Source organism: Pseudomonas sp. TH21 (assembly GCF_016651025.1).
GTDB lineage: Bacteria > Pseudomonadota > Gammaproteobacteria > Pseudomonadales > Pseudomonadaceae > Aquipseudomonas > Aquipseudomonas aylmerensis.
Genome location: NZ_JAEKEQ010000001.1, coordinates 4,255,620 through 4,274,083, shown reverse-complemented (window position 1 = coordinate 4,274,083; position 18,464 = coordinate 4,255,620). Strand labels below are relative to the sequence as shown.

General features: G+C 62.8%; 15 protein-coding genes and 1 pseudogene. 5 read left to right on the top strand and 11 right to left on the bottom strand.

The window, feature by feature from the left end; translation table 11 throughout:
* Positions 1-39: 39 nt before the first annotated feature.
* Both JFU04_RS18790 and JFU04_RS18785 read right to left on the bottom strand, forming a co-directional pair.
* Positions 40-2,013: a MacB family efflux pump subunit gene (locus tag JFU04_RS18790; RefSeq protein ID WP_065904006.1), complete on the bottom strand. Its 1,974-nt coding sequence runs from the start codon at positions 2,011-2,013 to the stop codon at positions 40-42.
* 1 nt (position 2,014) lies between these two features.
* A complete protein-coding gene (locus tag JFU04_RS18785; RefSeq protein ID WP_201145312.1) occupies positions 2,015-3,184 on the bottom strand; it encodes an efflux RND transporter periplasmic adaptor subunit in 1,170 nt (389 codons plus the stop codon).
* Positions 3,185-3,440: 256 nt separating this feature from the next.
* On the opposite strand from JFU04_RS18785, the gene JFU04_RS18780 reads away from it, so the two are divergent.
* From JFU04_RS18780 to JFU04_RS18765, 4 genes are all read left to right on the top strand, one after another.
* The gene (locus JFU04_RS18780) at positions 3,441-3,923 is read left to right on the top strand and encodes a sigma-70 family RNA polymerase sigma factor (RefSeq protein ID WP_065904000.1); all 483 of its coding nucleotides are present in this window, start codon (positions 3,441-3,443) and stop codon (positions 3,921-3,923) included.
* A gap of 119 nt (positions 3,924-4,042) precedes the next feature.
* The gene (locus JFU04_RS18775; protein ID WP_065903997.1) at positions 4,043-5,380 is read left to right on the top strand and encodes a lysine N(6)-hydroxylase/L-ornithine N(5)-oxygenase family protein; all 1,338 of its coding nucleotides are present in this window, start codon (positions 4,043-4,045) and stop codon (positions 5,378-5,380) included.
* 136 nt (positions 5,381-5,516) lie between these two features.
* A complete protein-coding gene (locus JFU04_RS18770) occupies positions 5,517-6,737 on the top strand; it encodes a putative DNA modification/repair radical SAM protein (protein ID WP_201145310.1) in 1,221 nt (406 codons plus the stop codon).
* Positions 6,734-7,615 carry a TIGR03915 family putative DNA repair protein gene (locus tag JFU04_RS18765; RefSeq protein WP_201145308.1) on the top strand — a complete coding sequence of 294 codons (882 nt, stop codon included), beginning with the start codon at positions 6,734-6,736 and terminating at the stop codon, positions 7,613-7,615. Before JFU04_RS18770 ends, JFU04_RS18765 begins: the two co-directional genes overlap by 4 nt.
* Before the next feature lie 864 nt (positions 7,616-8,479).
* On the opposite strand, the gene JFU04_RS18760 is transcribed toward JFU04_RS18765, so the two are convergent.
* The 7 genes and pseudogenes from JFU04_RS18760 to ctlX form a co-directional block, all read right to left on the bottom strand.
* Complete coding sequence (locus JFU04_RS18760) at positions 8,480-8,977, bottom strand: Lrp/AsnC family transcriptional regulator (RefSeq protein WP_065903991.1); 498 nt, start codon at positions 8,975-8,977, stop codon at positions 8,480-8,482.
* Positions 8,978-8,982: 5 nt separating this feature from the next.
* Entirely contained in the window at positions 8,983-9,813 is an 831-nt protein-coding gene (locus tag JFU04_RS18755; protein ID WP_065903988.1) for an ABC transporter ATP-binding protein, read from the bottom strand.
* 3 nt (positions 9,814-9,816) lie between these two features.
* On the bottom strand, positions 9,817-10,530 hold the full coding sequence (locus JFU04_RS18750; protein WP_065903984.1) for an ABC transporter permease: 714 nt from the start codon (positions 10,528-10,530) through the stop codon (positions 9,817-9,819).
* Positions 10,527-11,228 (bottom strand): ABC transporter permease, encoded by a 702-nt coding sequence (locus JFU04_RS18745; protein WP_065903981.1) that lies wholly within the window; start codon positions 11,226-11,228, stop codon positions 10,527-10,529. The genes JFU04_RS18750 and JFU04_RS18745 overlap by 4 nt, the downstream gene beginning before the upstream one ends.
* Positions 11,229-11,397: 169 nt before the next feature.
* A pseudogene (locus tag JFU04_RS18740) lies at positions 11,398-12,176 on the bottom strand (ABC transporter substrate-binding protein).
* Between the two features lie 377 nt (positions 12,177-12,553).
* Positions 12,554-13,600 (bottom strand): ornithine cyclodeaminase, encoded by a 1,047-nt coding sequence (locus JFU04_RS18735; protein ID WP_065903976.1) that lies wholly within the window; start codon positions 13,598-13,600, stop codon positions 12,554-12,556.
* 11 nt (positions 13,601-13,611) lie between these two features.
* Positions 13,612-14,538, bottom strand: coding sequence for a citrulline utilization hydrolase CtlX (ctlX, locus tag JFU04_RS18730; RefSeq protein WP_065903973.1), 927 nt, complete (start codon positions 14,536-14,538; stop codon positions 13,612-13,614).
* Between the two features lie 285 nt (positions 14,539-14,823).
* Here ctlX and JFU04_RS18725 point away from each other — a divergent pair, with 285 nt between their 5' ends.
* Entirely contained in the window at positions 14,824-15,720 is an 897-nt protein-coding gene (locus tag JFU04_RS18725) for a GNAT family acetyltransferase (protein WP_083221379.1), read from the top strand.
* A gap of 116 nt (positions 15,721-15,836) precedes the next feature.
* Here JFU04_RS18725 and JFU04_RS18720 read toward each other — a convergent pair whose 3' ends face one another.
* Both JFU04_RS18720 and lpdA read right to left on the bottom strand, forming a co-directional pair.
* Positions 15,837-16,856 carry a branched-chain amino acid aminotransferase gene (locus tag JFU04_RS18720; RefSeq protein WP_201145306.1) on the bottom strand — a complete coding sequence of 340 codons (1,020 nt, stop codon included), beginning with the start codon at positions 16,854-16,856 and terminating at the stop codon, positions 15,837-15,839.
* A gap of 225 nt (positions 16,857-17,081) precedes the next feature.
* A complete protein-coding gene (gene lpdA, locus JFU04_RS18715) occupies positions 17,082-18,461 on the bottom strand; it encodes a dihydrolipoyl dehydrogenase (RefSeq protein WP_201145304.1) in 1,380 nt (459 codons plus the stop codon).
* Positions 18,462-18,464 lie beyond the last annotated feature (3 nt).

The window sequence follows — 18,464 nt, the reverse complement described above, 5'->3', positions numbered from 1 at the left end:
CACAGGCTGAGCAGGGACAGGTGCGTGGGCAGGGATGGTTTATTCACTGGTCAATGCCTTAACCGGATCGAGCCGGGCAGCTTTACGGGCCGGCATAAAGCCGAATACGACGCCGGTGACCAGCGCGCAACCAAATGCGCCAAGGACCGCCACCAGGGAAAACTGGACCGCCACCTTGGCCAGCACCAGCACGCCGCCCACCAGCAGGGCCAGGGCGATGCCGCACAGGCCGCCGACCACCGAGAGCATCACCGCCTCGGTGAGGAACTGGCGCAGGATGTCGCGCTGGCGCGCGCCGGTGGCCATGCGGATGCCGATTTCGCGGGTCCGCTCGCGCACCGTCATGAGCATGATGTTCATCACGCCGATGCCGCCGACCAACAGCGAAATCGCCGCAATCGAGCCGAGCATCAACGACAGCGTGTTTTGGGTGCGCGCCTCGGCCTGGATCATCGCGGCGTTGTTGGTCAACTCGTAGTCGCGCTTGCCGTTGTGCAGCTTTTGCATCAGCGCGTCGATGGCCACCTCGGCCTCGTGGACCTTGCGCGCATCGGCGGCGGCGATCACCACGTATTCGGGGTTGTAGCTGCCAAACAGGCGCACGCTGGCGGCGGTGTAGGGGATGGCGATGCGGTCGTCGCTGTCCTTGTTGCCGGAACTGGCGCCTTTTTCCGCGAGCACGCCGATCACCTGGAACGGCACGTTCTCGATCAGGATGTACTGGCCGATCGGGTTGACCTGGCCCTTGAACAGCTTTTCGCGGATGCGGTGGCCAATCACCGCCACCGTGGCACCGGCGCGCTCATCGGCGGCGGTGAAATAACTGCCCTCAACCACCGGCCAGTTGAAAATATCCGGGAAGTTGGTGTCATTGCCGCCCACATAGGCCATGTAGTCGACATTGCCAAAACGCACCCCGGCCTCGGTGCCGTTGACCGGCATGATGCGCTTGACCTGCGGCAGTGCCGCCAGCGCCGCGACGTCATTGAGGGTGACGATACCCAGCGGCGTGCGCGGGTTGGGCGACGAACCGCTGAGGTAAAGAATGTTGGAGCCGAACGCGCCCATCTGTGCCATGACCTGGCGCTTGCTGCCTTCACCGACCGCCAGCATCACCACCACCGACGCCACGCCGATGATGATGCCCAGCAGGGTCAGCGCCGTGCGGAAACGGTTGATCCACATCACCCGCCAGGCGGCCTGCACCGCGTCGATCAGTTCGGCTTTCCAGGCGCCGTTGTGCTCGGCGCCGTCGGCCAGGCGCTGGCGCAGGTCCACGGCCTGCAAGGCGCCGTTGCTGGCGGGTGCGGGGACGTAGCTGTCGGCCTCGGCCGAATCGCTGATGATCAGGCCGTCGCGAATCTCGATGATGCGATTGGCCCGCGCCGCGACTTCGCGGTCATGGGTGATCAGGATCACCACGTGGCCTTGGCTCGCCAGCTCATCGAGCAAGGTCATCACCTCAGCGCCGCTGTGGCTGTCGAGGGCGCCGGTGGGTTCATCTGCGAGGATAATGTGCCCGCCATTCATCAAGGCGCGGGCAATCGACACGCGCTGCTGCTGGCCGCCGGACAACTGGTGCGGACGGTTGCCGGTGCGGTCGGCCAGGCCCAGGCGGGTGAGCAGGGCCTTGGCGCGCGCGTGCCGTTCGGCGGCGCTGATGCCGGCATAAATCGCCGGCATCTCGACGTTTTCCTGGGCCGAACCCGACGGGATCAGGTGGTAGCCCTGGAACACGAAGCCGAACGCTTCACGGCGCAGCCAGGCCAGCTCATCGCTGTCCAGGTGCGCGACATTTTCGCCGGCGAACAGGTAGTCGCCGGTTGTGGGCCGGTCGAGGCAGCCGAGGATATTCATTAAAGTGGACTTGCCGGAGCCGGACGCGCCGACAATCGCGACGAATTCCCCGGCGTGGATCGACAGGTCGATGCCGCGCAAGACGTCGACCTGCGGGCTGTCGCCGCCGCCGTAGGATTTGCGGATGTGCTTGAGTTCGATCAGGGGCGTGGTCACCTCAACCCCCGTTGCCGTCGGCCGGGCCGATCAGCAGGTGATCGCCTTCATGCAGGCCGTCGAGCACTTCGACGCGCAGGCGATCACTGATGCCCAGGCGCACTTCGCGCTCCTCGATGCGCCCGTTTGCCGCCACTACGCGGGCAATCTGCCTATCGGCGCTCGAGGTGCCCTGCAACGCAGCGACCGGCACGGTGAGCGCGTCCTTCACGGCGCCCGCGACAAAGAACACCTGGGTGGTCATTTCGGCCATCAAGGCATTGTCGCTGTTGTCCACATCCAGCAGCACGGTGTAGAGCACCACGCGGCCGCTGCCGCTTTTGTTGGAGCTGTTGGGGCTGCCGCTGCCCTGGGTTTCATTCAACGGCTTGGGCGGGATCGGCAGGATTTGCCGCACGGTGCTGGTCCAGCGCCGGTTGCCGCCGCTCAGGGTGGTGAAATAGGCGGTCATGCCGGGTTTGACGTGGCCAATGTCGGCTTCCGAGACTTCCGCCCACACGGTCATCGGCGACAACTTGGCGATACGCAGGATCAACGGCGTCTGCTGTTGGGCGTTGAGGGTCTGGCCGACCCGCGCGTCCACCGCCACCACGGTGCCGGTCATCGGCGCATAAATGCGCGTATAGCCCAGTTCCGCTTCGTCGCTGCGCAGGCTGGCCTGGGCCTGGAGGATCTGCGCCTGGAACATGTCCATCCGCGCCTGGGTCGCGCTCAATTCGGCCTTGGCGGTTTGCACATCTTCTTCACGGGTCGCGTTGCCGGCCGCCAGGCGCTGCTGGCGCTGGTATTTCTGGCGCGCCAGTTCGTGCTGGGCTTTCTGCTCCTGCAACTGGGCCTTGAGGTTTTCGATGGCGTAGCGGCTGGCGTCGAGCTTGGCCTTTTGCGTGGACGGGTCGATTTCCACCAGCAACTGGCCTTCCTGGACCTGATCGCCGGCTTCGACGTGAATCCTGCGGATCTGCCCGGAGGCCTGGGCGCCCACGTCCACATATCGACGCGGTTGCAGGGTGCCGAGGGCCGTGACGCTGTTTTCGATATTGCCGCGGCTGACGGTGACGGTGGTGAGCGTGTCACGCCCCGGCGGCAACACTTGCCAGGCGGCAACGGCGATGAGGGGGATCAGGCACGCGATAACAAGCAAGGCGCGTCGGGCAGGGCGAGGGCGTTTCATGCTTAGGTTCCAGCCAGGAAAGTTCGGAGCGCAGTTGCGCAGAGCTGACAGTTAAACGAGAGAATTGCCCGGGGATTTAGGCTGTTACACACGCGGTTACAGGTCCTTTGAAGAAAAATAATCGTCCATCGGTGCAAGTCTGCTTTAAAAGTAGATGAGAATTACTATAAATTGCACGCACCCAAACTGCCATTACCTCATACGCTGTCTTTTTCGCACTCAAGGACCTAATGCCGCCACTCGGCGGTCGGGAGTCATGTTGGAAAACTACTATCGCGAGCTGGTGTGTTTCCTCAACGCCAAGCTGGGCAACCGCCAGGTTGCCGAGGATGTGGTGCATGACGCTTATGTCCGGGTGCTGGAACGTTCCAGCGACACCCCCATCGAACAACCCCGCGCCTTTTTATACCGCACCGCCCTGAACCTGGTGATCGACGGCCATCGGCGCAACGCCTTGCGCCAGGTCGAGCCGCTGGATGTGCTGGACAGCGAAGAACGCTTCGCCCCCTGTTCGCCCCACGCCACCCACGACCACGGCCAGCGCCTGGAACTGCTCGAACGCGCCCTCGCCGAGCTGCCGGCGGCGTGCCGCGACAGTTTCATGCTGCGCAAGCTCGACGGATTGACCCACGTGCAGATCGCCGAGCGCCTGTGCATTTCCCGTGCGCTGGTGGAAAAACACATCGTCAACGCGATGAAGCACTGCCGGGTGCGGATGCGCGAGTGGGACGCGCACTGATCACCGATCAGTTAAATTTTATTTCACTGTCCTCGTTTCCTATCAACACATGACCTGTTGTGCAGGTCTTGAAGGTATTCCCGCCCCACCGCCAAGGGGCTTATCCAGAGGACACTGGAATGACACAGGCAATTGCTTCGCCCGCGGTTCACGACCTGATCGGTATCGGTTTCGGCCCTTCGAACCTGGCGCTGGCCATCGCCCTGCAGGAGCGCGAAAAGGCCCAGGGCAAACTGGACGTGCTGTTTCTCGACAAACAGGCTGACTACCGCTGGCACGGCAATACCCTGGTGACCCAGAGCGAGCTGCAGATTTCCTTCCTCAAGGACCTGGTAACCCTGCGCAACCCCACCAGCCCGTACTCCTTCGTCAATTACCTGAAAGCCCACGACCGCCTGGTGGATTTCATCAACCTGGGCACCTTTTACCCGTGCCGCATGGAGTACAACGACTACCTGCGCTGGGTCGCGGGGCAGTTCCAGGCCCAGGCGCGCTACGGTGAGGAAGTGCTGGCGATCGAGCCGATCCTGCACCAGCAGCACGTCGAGGCGTTGCGCGTGATCTCCCGCGATGCGCTGGGCGAGCAGCATGTGCGCACCACCCGTTCGGTGGTGGTCAGCGCCGGCGGCACGCCGCGTATTCCCGACGCGTTCAAGGCGCTCAAGGGCGACAGCCGGGTGTTCCACCACTCCCAATACCTGGAGCGCATGGCCTCGCAGCCCTGCGTCGACGGCAAGGCCATGCGCATTGCGATCATCGGCGGTGGCCAGAGCGCGGCCGAAGCCTTTATCGACCTCAACGACAGCTTCCCGTCGGTGCAGGTCGACATGATCCTGCGCGGCTCGGCGCTGAAGCCGGCCGACGACAGCCCGTTCGTCAACGAAGTGTTCTCGCCGGCCTTTACCGACCTGGTGTTCCAGCAAGTCGGCGCGGAGCGTGAGCGACTGGTCGCCGAGTACCAGAACACCAACTATTCGGTGGTGGACCTGGACCTGATCGAGCGCATCTACGGGATTTTCTACCGCCAGAAAGTCTCCGGCATCGCCCGCCAGGCCTTCCGCACCATGACCGTGGTCGAGAAGGCCACGCCGGGTCCGCTGGGTATCGAACTGGCCTTGCGCAACAACGCCAACGGCGAAACCAGCGTCCACCATTACGACGCCGTGATCCTGGCCACCGGCTACGAGCGCCAGATGCACCGCGAACTGCTGGCACCGCTGGAAGCCTATATGGGCGACTTCGAAGTCAGCCGCGATTACCGTATCGTCACCGACGAGCGCTGCAAGGCCGGCATCTACATCCAGGGCTTCAGCCAGGCCAGCCACGGCTTGAGCGATACCTTGCTGTCGGTGCTGCCGATCCGCGCGGACGAGATCGCGGCGTCGCTGCATGCGCTGGACCGGCATCGCGGCAACGCGCGTTCGGTGCAGGACCTGTTGCTCGCCACCGCCAGCTGACACTTTAGAAGCCTGGCTTGTCGAATCGCCGCGGTGCGACGATACGACGAGCCCCGCGCCTACCAGTCATCATTCCAGGCTGGTATTCGGGATTGCTCGCTGATACTGTACAAAAAACCAGTATCGGTAGCCCTCCATGCAGTTGATCGAAAAACTCAGCATCCTCGCCGACGCCGCCAAGTACGACGCCTCCTGCGCGAGCAGCGGCGCGCCCAAGCGCAGCTCGGAGGGCAAGGCGGGGCTGGGTTCCACCGACGGCATGGGCATCTGCCACAGCTATACCCCGGACGGGCGCTGTGTGTCGCTGCTCAAGGTGCTGCTCACCAACTTCTGTCTCTACGACTGCCAATACTGCGTCAACCGCCGTTCCAGCGATGTGCCCCGCGCGCGTTTCAGCCCGGAGGAGGTGGTGACCCTGACCCTGGATTTCTACCGGCGCAATTGCGTCAGCGGGCTGTTTCTCAGCTCGGGCATCATCCGTTCGGCCGACTACACCATGGAGCAGCTCGTCCGCGTGGCCAAATTGCTGCGCGAAGAGCATGATTTTCGCGGCTACATCCACCTCAAGACCATCCCCGAGGCTGATCCGGCGCTGATCGCCGAGGCCGGGCGCTACGCCGATCGGCTGAGTGTGAATATCGAGTTGCCCACCGATGCCAGCCTGCAGACACTGGCGCCGGAGAAACAGATCGGCTCGATCAAGCAGGCCATGCAGACCATCTTCACCGGCGAACAGACGGTGCTCAACGAACCGCGCGCGCCGCGTTTTGCCCCGGCCGGGCAGAGCACGCAGATGATCGTCGGCGCCGATGATACCGACGACAGCACCATCCTTCATGGGGCCGAGGCGCTGTACGGCAACTTCAAGCTGCGCCGCGTGTATTACTCGGCTTTCAGCCCGATCCCCAACAGCCCGAAAAGCGTGCCGCTGGCCGCGCCGCCATTGATGCGCGAGCACCGCTTGTACCAGGCGGACTTCCTGCTGCGCAGCTACGGCTTCAGTGCCGGTGAGTTGTTCCAGGGCCCCGGCCACCTGGCCCTGGACATCGACCCCAAGTTGGCCTGGGCGCTGGAACATCGCGACGTGTTCCCGCTGGACCTCAACCGCGCCGAGCCGACGCTCATCGCCCGTATTCCCGGCATTGGCCTGCGCACCACCCAACGCCTGGTCGACCTGCGGCGTGAGCGCAAGATCCGCTTCGAAGACCTGGCGCGCATGCGCTGCGTGCTGGCCAAGGCCAAGCCGTTTTTCATCACCAGCGATTACCACCCGCAGCAGGCCGACAGCACCAGCGTGCTGCTGCGCGAACAATTGCGCGACCGCCCGCAACCGCAACAGATGGGGCTGTGGGGATGATCAGCCTCGAATGCGCCAACCTCTTCAGCACCTGGCGCGAGCAGGCGCGCTGGTTGCTCAGCCATCAGGTCGACCCCAGCCAGGTGAGCTGGGGCGAGGCCGAGGTGGCGGACCTGTTTGCCACCGACGAGCCGATTCCGGCGGGGCTTGGTCCGTTCCAGGCGCGGATTCCCAAGGCACTCCTGGAGTTGCTCGAATCGGCTGCCTGTTACCACGGCGATCAGCGCTGGAGCCTGTTGTATGAGGTGTTATGGCGCGTCAGCCATGGCGACCGCACCGCGATGCTGGCGGGGGACAAGCTCGGCAGCGAGCTGCAGCGGCGGATCAAGCAGGTGAGTCGCGAGGCCCATCACTTGCACGCGTTTGTGCGCTTTATCGCCGTGCCAGCAGAGGCGGGCCCGGAGTTGCCGGAGTACGTCGCCTGGCATGAGCCGGCCCATGACATCCTGAAAAGCGCGAGCCAGCACTTTATCGGGCGCATGGGACGCCATCGCTGGATGATCGCTACGCCGCTGGATGGGGTGTATTACGACGGCGAACAGTTGATTCATCAGCGCGAGTGCCCCGAGGCCTGGCAGCAACTGGCGCAGAATATCGAAGACCCGCACAGTGCCATGTGGTTGACCTACTACAGCCACATCTTCAACCCGGCGCGCTTGAACCCCAAGGTCATGGAAGGCCACTTGCCCAGCCGGTTCTGGAAGAACCTGCCGGAGGGCAAGTTGATCCCGGGATTGATCAGCGAGGCGCGCACGGGCAAGCAGAAGGATGGGCAGGCAAAGCTGATTGGAGCCCGACCCGGAAAGAGAATAGCCAATCCGATCAATGGCGGCGCTGGCTTGCCGGCGATGGCGGCGGGTCAGTTGGATCAACGTTGACGGGTGCGCCGCTATCGCAGGCAAGCCAGCTCCCACATTGGGTTGTATTCCAAGGTTGGAACCGGGTTGTATCGCCAGCTCGGATATTGGCAAGCCCCCAGTCCCCAGCCCGAACAGCGATCAAAACTGTGGGAGCGGGCTTGCCCGCGAAGGCGGTGTATCAGTCGCTGAAGAAGGTGGCTGATCTACCGCCTTCGCGAGCAAGCCCGCTCCCACCTTTAGTTGTATTCCAAGGTTGGAACAGGGTTGTATCGCCAGCTCGGATATTGGCAAGCCCCCCAATTCCCAGCCCGAACAGTGATCAAAACTGTGGGAGCGGGCTTGCCCGCGAAAGCGGTGTATCAGTCGCTGAAGAGGGTGGCTGATCTACCGCCTTCGCGAGCAAGCCCGCTCCCACCTTTGCTTGTATTCTAAGGTTGGAACCGGGTTGTATCACCAGCTCGGATATTGGCAAGCCCCCAATCCCCAGCCCGAACAGCGATCAAAACTGTGGGAGCGGGCTTGCTCGCGAAAGCGGTGTATCAGTCGCTGAAGAAGGTGGCTGATCTACCGCCTTCGCGAGCAAGCCCGCTCCCACATTGGGTTGTATTCCAAGGTCAGAACCGGGTTGTGTCGCCAGCTCGGATGTAGCCCCAATCCCCAGCCCGAACAGTGATCAAAACTGTGGGAGCGGGCTTGCCCGCGAAGGCGGTGTATCAGTCGCTGAAGAAGCTGGCTGATCTACCGCCTTCGCGAGCAAGCCCGCTCCCACCTTTAGTTGTGTTCCAAGGTTGGAACCGGGTGGTATCGCCCGCTCGGATATTGGTCGGCACCCAATCCCACATACACACATACGGGATCTTCATGGTCCAGGCAGGGGGGGCCTCAGGTCAGTTCGGTGGCGGTGTTCTTGACCACCGCCAACTCCGGGTGCGCGACCAGCTTGTCGATGTGCAATTCATCATTGTTCAACCAGGTCTCGGTCAGCACCCGGTAGTGTTCCATGTCGCGGCAGCGCATGCGCAGGCTGTAGTCGAACGGCCCGCTGATCAACTGGCATTCGAACACCTGCGGACAGGCCTTGATGCAGGCTTCGAAAGCCTTTTGCGCCGAGCGGCCACTCTGGTTGGACAAGGCCACCAGCACCAGCAGCGACAGCCCCGGTGAGACCATCTGCACATCGATGATCGCCCCATATCCACGGATCACCCCGCGTCGCTCCAGCTTGCGCACCCGTTCCAGGCAGGGCCTGGGCGTGAGGTGCACCAGCGACGAGAGCTTTTCGTAGGTGATACGTCCCTGATGGCGCAGTACGTCGATGATTGCCTCGTCGATGCGGTCCAGCGCAGGGGAAGAATGGGGTCCGTTGGCCTTGGTATCCATGGGTTTCACTTCAAACGGTTGGAAAGGAATTGCTGCAAGCGCTCACTGCTGGGGTGGTCGAGAATCTCGGCGCCGCCTTGTTCCTCGACCCGACCCTGGTGCAAAAACAACACTTGGCTGGACACCTGGCGGGCAAAGCCCATCTCGTGGGTGACCATCAGCATGGTACGACCTTCCTCGGCCAACGTCTGTATGACTTTGAGGACTTCTCCTACAAGTTCCGGGTCGAGTGCCGACGTCGGCTCATCGAACAGAATGATTTCCGGCTCCATCGCCAATGCGCGTGCGATAGCCACGCGCTGCTGCTGGCCACCGGACAGGAACGCCGGGTATTGATCCGCCACACGGCCGGGCAGACCGACCTTGTCGAGGTACATGCGTGCACGTTTTTCCGCGTCGGCGGCACTCACGCCAAGCACCCGGCGCGGCGCCATGGTGATGTTTTCCAGCACGGTCATGTGGCTCCACAGGTTGAAGTGCTGGAACACCATGGCCAGGCGCGTGCGCAGATTCTGCAGTTGCTCCTGGTGCGGCGCGCGGGTGCCGGCGCGGCCCTGGCGCATTTCGATGCTGATGCCGTCCAGGGTGATCACCCCGGCATCGGGTTGTTCGAGAAAGTTGATGCAGCGCAGCATCGTGCTCTTGCCCGAGCCACTGGCGCCGATCAGGCTGATCACATCGCCGTTGCGTGCGTTGAGGGACACGCCCTTGAGCACTTCGTGTTCGCCGTAGCGTTTATGGATGCCTTCGACTTGCAGCTTGACGGCCGCCGTTGCAGTTTTGCTGACGGGTATGTCGACCGGATAAGTGGCCAGGGCCTGCGCGGACTGATTCATGGGTTAGCCTCGGGTAGGAACAAGAAAACGCATCCAGCGACGTTCGGCCAGTCGGAACAGGCCCACCAGTGCAAAGGACAGCAGCATGTAGAGCAGGGCGGCGATGCCGAAGGCCTGGAACGTCAGGAACGTCTCGGCGTTGGCATCGCGGGCCACCTTGAGGATGTCGGCGACGGTGGCGGTAAACGCCAGCGACGTGGCGTGCAGCATCAGGATCATTTCGTTGCTGTAGGCCGGCAACGCACGGCGCAAGGCAGCGGGGACCACCACAAACAGGTTGAGACGCCAGCCGTGCAGGCCGTAGGCGCGTGCGGCTTCGATTTCGCCATGGGGAATGTTGCGGATTGCGCCGGCGAAGATTTCCACGGTGTAGGCGCAGGTATTCAGCACGAACGCCAGCAAGGTGCAGTTGAGCGCGTTGCGGAAAAACTGGTTGAGCAGGGCGTTGTCCTGCACCACCTCCAGGCTGTACAGCCCGGTGTAGCAAATCAGCAGTTGGATATACAGCGGCGTGCCGCGAAACAGGTAGGTATAGACCTCCACCGGCCAGCGCAGCCAGAAGTGCTCCGAGACGCGCGCGAGTGCCAGCGGGATCGACAGGACGAAGCCGAACACCACCGAGATAATGAACAGCCACAGGGTCATGGCGACGCCGGACAGCCCCGCGCCATCACTGAACAGATAGGCCAGGCCGTATTGCTGGAACAGTTCGATCATCGCGCCATCCCCTTGATGCCGAGGTTGTAGCGCCGCTCAAGGCGCTTGAAGATGCGGTTGGACAGGGTGGTGATCACCAGGTACACCAGGCCGGCGAGGATCAGGAAATACAGCGGCTCGTTGGTGGTCTTGCCAGCGTTTTGCGCGGCCTTGACCAGGTCTGACAGGCCGATGATCGACACCAGCGCGGTGGACTTGAGCAGCACCAGCCAGTTATTGCCCAGGCCCGGCAGGGCAAAGCGCATCAGTTGCGGGAACAGCACCAGGTGAAAGCGCTGCCAGCGGCTCAGGCCGTAGGCGGTGGCCGCTTCGAGTTGGCCGACCGGCACGCTGAGGATCGCACCGCGAAAGTTCTCGGTGAAATACGCGCCGTAGATAAAGCCCAGGGTGATGACCCCGGCGGTAAATGGGTCGATTTCAAAGTAGTCCCAGCCGAACACTTCGCTCAGGTCGTTGAGCCACAGTTGCAGGCTATAGAAGATCAGCAGGATCAGCACCAGGTCCGGCACGCTGCGGATCAGCGTGGTGTAGAGCGTGGCTGGCACCCTTAGCCATTTGGCGCTGGAGAGTTTGGCGCCAGCCGCGATCAGGCCGAGGGAGAGGCTCAGGGCCAGCGCGAGGAACGCCAGCTTGAGCGTCATCCAGGCGCCCTGGGCCAGCATCGGGCCGTAGCCTTGCAGGTTGAGGAATTCGTTCATGGGAGAGTCTCTAAAGGGCGCAGACGACCCTTGTAGCAGCCGGCTGATGCGTGAGGGAGCTTGCCCCCGATAGCAGTGGGTCAGTCCATACCAGTGTCGACTGACACGCCGTCATCGGCGGCAAGCTCCTTGCGCACCGGCCAGGTCCTACAGGGGTGAGGCGTTGGCATCACTCGTTGTAGATGTCCTGGTCGCCGAAGTACTTCTTCTGGATCTTGGCGTAGGTGCCATCGGCCTGGACGGCGGCGATGCCTTTGTTGATCAGCTCGCGCAACGCCTGGTCGTTCTTGCGCAGGCCCATGGCGATGTCCAGCGGCAGGGTCGGGTCCTTGAAGGCCGGGCCGGTCTTGAAGTCGGCGCCTTCAGGCTTGGACAGGAAGTTGAGCTGGGCTTCGAGCTTGTCGGTCAGGGTGGCATCGAGGCGGCCGTTCTGCAGGTCGGCGTAGTTTTGCTCCTGGGACTGGTACGCCTTGATCTGCGCACCCAGCTTGGCCAGTTGCGCGCGGGCATAGGCTTCCTGCAGCGAGCCTTGCAGCACGCCGACCTGCTTGCCTTTGAGGGATTGCGGGGTGTCGCCAAAGTCGGCGTTTTTGCGGGTGATCACCGACGTTGGGCTGAGGAACAACCGGTCGCTGAAGTCGATGACTTTCTCGCGTGCCGGGGTCACGGCCATGGACGACATGATGGCGTCGAATTTGCGCGCGCGCAGGGCCGGGATCATGCCGTCGAATTCGTTGTGCACCCAGGTGCATTTGACCTCGAGCTTGGCACAGATGGCGTTGCCCAATTCGATATCGAAGCCTTGCAGGCTGCCATCGGCGGCCACGGATTCGAAGGGGGATACTCGGGGAATACGCCGAAGCGGATTTCTTGCCAATCCTGGGCGTGGGCAGCGGTTGCACACAGTGGCAACAGCAATGCAGCGAAAAGTGATCGCAGTGGAGTCATGTGTATTCCCTATATTTTGTAATTGATGTCAGGGCAGTAAACGGATCAAGCAATGTTTTCCAGGGTGCAGGGCTCTTCGTGGCGAGGGGGCTCGCCCCCCTTGGACTGCGCAGCAGTCCTCAATCCTGTCACCGCGTCTTTTGAGTCGTTCGTGTTGCATGTACGGGCAGCTTCACTGCCCGTGGCGGGCAACCCGCTCGGCACAGAGAATGCTTCATAGTGGTGCGTTTTTTGTGTCGTTTGGTTGGGGGTTAAAGCGCAAATTGCGCTGTTAAAACTGCCAATGCAGCGGAATCGGCTGCCGCACCCGCTGAATCGGCTTTTGACCCCCTCAATTCTGGCCTGCCCCCGGCGCAAAGCGGCAGGCCAGAGCGGTCTCAGGCGCGCTTTTTCTGCTGTACGCGGGGTTGTTGGGCCAAGCGCGCAAACAGGTCTTTCGGGTCGGCGAGGTCCGGTACCAGTTCCAGTTCGCTGCCCACGTCCAGCGCCTTGGCCACGTCCAGGACGTAGCGCAGGGCCGAGTAGTCTTCGATGGCAAAACCGACCGAATCGAACAGGGTTACCTGGCGCGCATTCTCGCGGCCGGGCTGTTGGCCGTTGATCACCTGCCACAGCTCGGTCACCGGCGAATCTTCCGGCATGTGCTGGATTTCACCTTCGATACGGCTTTGCGGTTCGTACTCGACGATCACGCGGGCGCGCTCGACGATACGTCGGTCTAGCTCGGTCTTGCCCGGGCAGTCGCCGCCCACGGCGTTGAGGTGCATGCCGGGTTCGATCATGTCATCGGTGAGGATGGTGGCGTAGGCCTTGTCGGCAGTGACGGTGGTGACGATGTCCGCACCCTTGACCGCTTCCGCCACGCTGCCGGCGAGGATCACTTTGATCGCCGGGAAGGCCTTGAGGTTGGCCGCCAGCTTGGCGGTGGCCTTGGGGTCGATATCGAACAGGCGGATTTCGTTGATGCCGAGCATGGCGTGGAAGGCCAGGGCCTGGAACTCACTCTGCGAGCCATTGCCGATCAACGCCATGCTGCGGCTGTTGTCGCGGGCCAGGTAGCGGGCGACCAGCGCCGACGTCGCGGCGGTACGGATTGCCGTGGTCAGGGTCATCTCCGCCAGCAGCACCGGCTTGCCGGTGTCGACGTCACCCAGGGCGCCGAAGGCCATGACGGTGAGCATTCCGGCCAGGGTGTTCTTCGGGTGGCCGTTGACGTACTTGAAGGCATACAGCGAGGCGTCCGAGACCGGCATCAGCTCGATCACACCGTCCGGCGAGTGGTTGGCCAGGCGCGCGCACTTCTCGAAATCCTGCCAGCGCAGGTAGTCGGCGCGGATGTACTCGGCCATCTCGGTGATGCAGGTTTGCAGGCCTTTTTGCGAGACCAGGTAGCTGAGATCGTTGACGTCGATATAACGGGTCATGGCAAGACTCCTTATTGAAATGAGGGACGGGCCGGCAGATGCACTTCGGCCAGCATGCAGCGGGCACTGCCGCCGCCGATGCGTTCGATGTTGTCGATGTTCACCACCACCGGCCGGGTGTGGCGTTCCACGTGCGCACGCTGGGCCGGTTGTAGGGCACCCCAGGCGCTGGCCGACATCACCAGCAGCGGCTGGCCGTCGCGGTCGTGGACTTCAAGCATGTTGCCGGCGAAGGCTTCGAGCTGGTCGAAGTCGAGGGCGAGGATGTCTTTGCCGGTGTCACGCAGGGAGCGTTCCAGGGCCTGGCGCTCGTCGGCATGGGGCAGGGCTTGCAGGCACACCACCGAGAGGTCGCGGCCGACGCTCATCATCACGTTGCTGTGGTAGATCGGCGCGTGGTGGCGGTCGACGGCGTGGAACACGCACAGTTGGTAGTCGAGGCGTTCGGCGAACTGGCGCAGGGCGTCGTGGTGGGTGCGCCCGGAGTGGCAGGCGTAGCTGATGCGATGCTGGCGGTCGAGCACCATGCTGCCGGTGCCTTCGAGGAAGATGTTCTGTTGTTCGAGGTGACTCAGGTCGATGGTGTGCTTGATCGCAAAGCGCTGTTCCAGCACTTGCAGCACGCCTTTGTTGCGCTCCAGTCGTCGGTTCTGGCCTTCCATCGGGTACAGCACCAGGCTGCCGTCGGCGTGGCTGCTCCACCAGTTGTTGGGGAAAATCGAATCGGGAGTGTGGGGCGCCGGCGTGTCCTGCACCACCAGGACTTCCACGCCATGCTGGCGCAGGGTGTCGACATAGCCATCGAACTCTTCCAGCGCTTTGTGCTGTGCACTGAGCGGGTCCAGGGGCGGGCGCTGGAAACGGTTGTTGATCGCGGTGTCCGGGTTGAAGGCAAAGCGCGCCGGGCGAATCATCAGGACGGTGTTGGTGGTTTGCATGGGTGCACGGATCCATGGGGTTGAGCAGTGGCGCTATTTTGTCGCTTGTGCGGGATGAATCCCGGCTGAAACGAAGGGGTGGCTCAGCCGGGAAAGCTGAAAAGGTGGGTGAGGCAGCCGAATCGGCTGTAAGGGGTGGAGCAGGGTCGAAAGGTGGGAGCGGGCTTGCTCGCGAATGGGGGCTGTCAGTACTGGATTGGCTGACTGACACTGCGCATTCGCGAGCAAGCCCGCTCCCACATTGGTATGGTGGCGTCTGCCAAACCGCCGCAGCAAGGAGCAATTATGTCGACCGCTGTCCGTACTGCCCAACCCGCCGATGCCGAGGGAATCAGCCAGGTCATCCTGGCGGCCTTGCACAGCAGCAATGCGCGGGATTACCCCGCGGATGTGATTGCCCGGGTAGCGGCTAACTTCACCCCCGATGCAGTGCTGGCATTGCTGACGCGCCGGGTGGTGCTGGTGGCGGTGCAGGAGCAGGTGATTGTCGCCACGGCCGCCCTGGACGCCAATGTGGTGCGCTCGGTGTTCGTCAATCCGGCGCTGCAAGGGCAGGGCATTGGCCGGCTGTTGATGATTGAAATCGAAGTGCGCGCCCGCGAGGCCGGGGTGACGGTGTTGAGTGTGCCGTCTTCGCTGACCGCCGAACCGTTCTATACCAAGCTGGGGTTTCAAACGGTCCGCGATGTTTACCACGGCAACGAGCGCACCTTGGTGATGGAGAAGACGCTGTTGTCGCGCCATCCCATCGGGCTTTATCGCGACCGCCAGCACCGGGCGCAGGTGGTGGCGTTGTGGCAGGAGGCATTCGGGTATGACACCGCGCACAACCTGCCAACCCTGGCTATTGATAAGAAGCTGGCCGTCAACGATGGGCTGTTTTTCGTGGCAACGGATAAGAAGGTGGTGATCGGCACGATTCTGGCCGGCTACGACGGCCATCGCGGCTGGCTGTATTCGGTAGCCGTGCACGCTGATTATCGGCGTCATGGCCTGGGTTCCTCGCTGGTGCGCTATGCCGAGCAGGCATTGACGGCCCTGGGCTGCATGAAGATCAATCTGCAGGTCACCAGTGGCAACGAGGCGGTGGCGGGGTTCTACGAGGCGTTGGGGTATGGGGTGGAGGCGAGGATAAGCATGGGCAAGAAGATTGCCGCGAACATCCCCAAGAGCGGGGCATAAACCGGTAGGAGCCGGCTGCCGGCGATGAGGCCCTTGAATCCAATTCAGTATTCAAGGTAGCCATCGCCGGCAAGCCGGCTCCTACAGGGTCGTGTGGCTCAGCCGGCTGTGGGCTGTCAGACCTTGACGATCCAGCCCGCCGGGGCTTCAATCTCGCCGGTTTGCACGCCGGTCAGCTCTTTGTAGAGCTGCTGGGTGATCGGGCCGACTTCGGTTTCGCTGTGGAACACGTGCAGCTTGCCGTTGTACTGGATGCCGCCGATTGGCGAGATCACGGCGGCAGTGCCGCAGGCGCCGGCTTCCTTGAAGTCCGCCAGTTTGTCGATGAACACTTCGCCCTCGATCACTTCCAGGCCCAGGCGGGTCTTGGCCAGTTCGATCAACGACAGGCGGGTGATGCCTGGCAGCACCGAAGGCGACTTCGGCGTGATGAACTTGTTGTCGTGGGTGATCCCGAAGAAGTTCGCCGAGCCGACTTCCTCGATCTTCGAGTGGGTCATCGGGTCCAGGTAGATCGCGTCGGCGAAGCCGGATTTCTTCGCTTCGGAACCCGGCATCAGGCTGGCGGCGTAGTTGCCACCGACCTTGGCGGCACCGGTGCCCTGTGGCGCGGCGCGGTCGAAGGTGGAGATCTGGAAGTTGTGCGGTACCAGGCCGCCCTTGAAATAGGCACCGACCGGGATCGCGAACACCGAGAAGATGAACTCCGGCGCGGTACGCACGCCGATGTTGTCACCGGTGCCGATCACGAACGGGCGCAGGTACAGCGCGCCGCCACTGCCGTACGGCGGGATGAAGCGCTCGTTGGCCTTGACCACTTGTTTGCAGGCTTCAATGAAGTCTTCGGTCGACACATGTGGCATCAGCAGGCGGGCGCAGCTGCGTTGCATGCGGGCGGCGTTCTGGTCCGGGCGGAACAGGTTGATCGAGCCGTCCTTGCAACGGTAGGCCTTGAGGCCTTCGAAGCACTGCTGGCCATAGTGCAGGGCGGTGGAGCCCTCGCTGATGTGCAGCACGTTGTCGTCGGTCAGGGTGCCTTTTTGCCACTCGCCGTCTTTCCAGACCTGGAGAAACCGTTTGTCGGTCTTGATGTAGTCAAAACCCAGCTTGTCCCAATTGATGCTTTCGTTACCCATGACACCCTCTATCTCTGGTCAACCGCCTGGTCGAAGGCAGGCTTGTCGGTTTTTTCTGGATGGGCGCAACAATACTTCATTCTTGGCCGGTGTGGGAGCGGGTGGGCGGGCCATTCAGCAGCTGTATTGGCTGATCCACCGCTATCGCAGGCAAGCCAGCGCCCCCATTTGCAATGCATTTTACCTGTGGGAGCTGGCTTGCCTGCGATGGCCTCACCGCGGTTGTTAAAGGTGCAGCGCGTGGCCCAGGGCCCTTAAAGCGGCTTCCTGCACGGCTTCGCCGAGCGTCGGATGGGCGTGGATGGTGCCGGCCACGTCTTCCAGGCGCGCGCCCATTTCCAGGCTCAGGCCGAAGGCGGTGGACAGCTCGGACACGCCGACGCCCACGGCCTGCCAGCCGACGATCAGGTGATTGTCCCGCCGCGCCACCACCCGCACGAAGCCGGTTTTCGACTCCAGGGTCATGGCCCGGCCATTCGCCGCGAACGGGAAACTCGACACGATGCAATCCAGTCCGGCCGCCTTGGCCTCGTCCGGGGTCTTGCCGACCACCACCAGCTCGGGGTCGGTGAAACACACAGCCGGGATGGCGGCCGGGTTGAATTCGCGGGACTTGCCGCTGATCAGTTCGGCGACCATTTCACCCTGGGCCATGGCGCGGTGCGCGAGCATCGGTTCGCCGCTGAGGTCGCCGATCGCCCACACATTGCGCATGCTGGTCTGGCAACGGCTGTCGATCTTGATCGCGGCGCCATTCATTTCCAGGTTCAGTGCCTCGAGGTTCCAGCCCTGGGTGTTGGGTCTGCGACCCACGGCAACCAGTACCTGGTCGGCGTCCAGCGACACGGTGTCGCCATTCGGATCGCGGACCTGCAGGCTATTGTCGTCGAACCCGGTGACGCTGTGCTTGAGGTACAGCTTCACGCCCAGGTGCTTGAGGGATTCGGCCACCGGCTGGGTCAGCTCGGCGTCGTAGGCGGGCAGGATGCGGTCCTGGGCTTCGACGACGCTGACTTGCGCGCCAAGCTTGCGATAGGCAATCCCCAGTTCCAGGCCGATATAACCGCCACCGACCACGATCAGGCGCTTGGGCACGCGAGTTGGCGCCAGGGCCTCGGTGGAGGAAATGATCGGCCCGCCAATCGGCAACATCGGCAGGTTGACGCTTTTCGAACCGGTGGTCAGCAGCAGGTGCTCGCACTGGATGCGCTGGTCGCCGACGTCGACGGTCTTGCCGTCCACCACCTTGGCCCAGCCGTGGATCACCTGCACCTTGTGCTTCTTCAGCAGCGCGGCAACGCCGGTGGTCAGGCGGTCGACGATGCCATCTTTCCATTCCACGCTCTTGCGGATGTCCAGGGTTGGCACGTCCACTTCGATGCCCAGTTGCGAGCCCTGGCTGTGGTGGATGGTTTGCTGGAACTGTTCGGCCACGTGGATCAGGGCCTTGGACGGGATGCAGCCGATGTTCAGGCAGGTGCCGCCCAGCGCCTGGCCTTCCACCAGGATGGTCGGGATGCCCAGCTGGCCAGCTCGGATCGCTGCTACATAACCGCCAGGTCCGCCGCCGATGATCAGCAGCGTGGTATTCAATGTCTGAGTCATGCC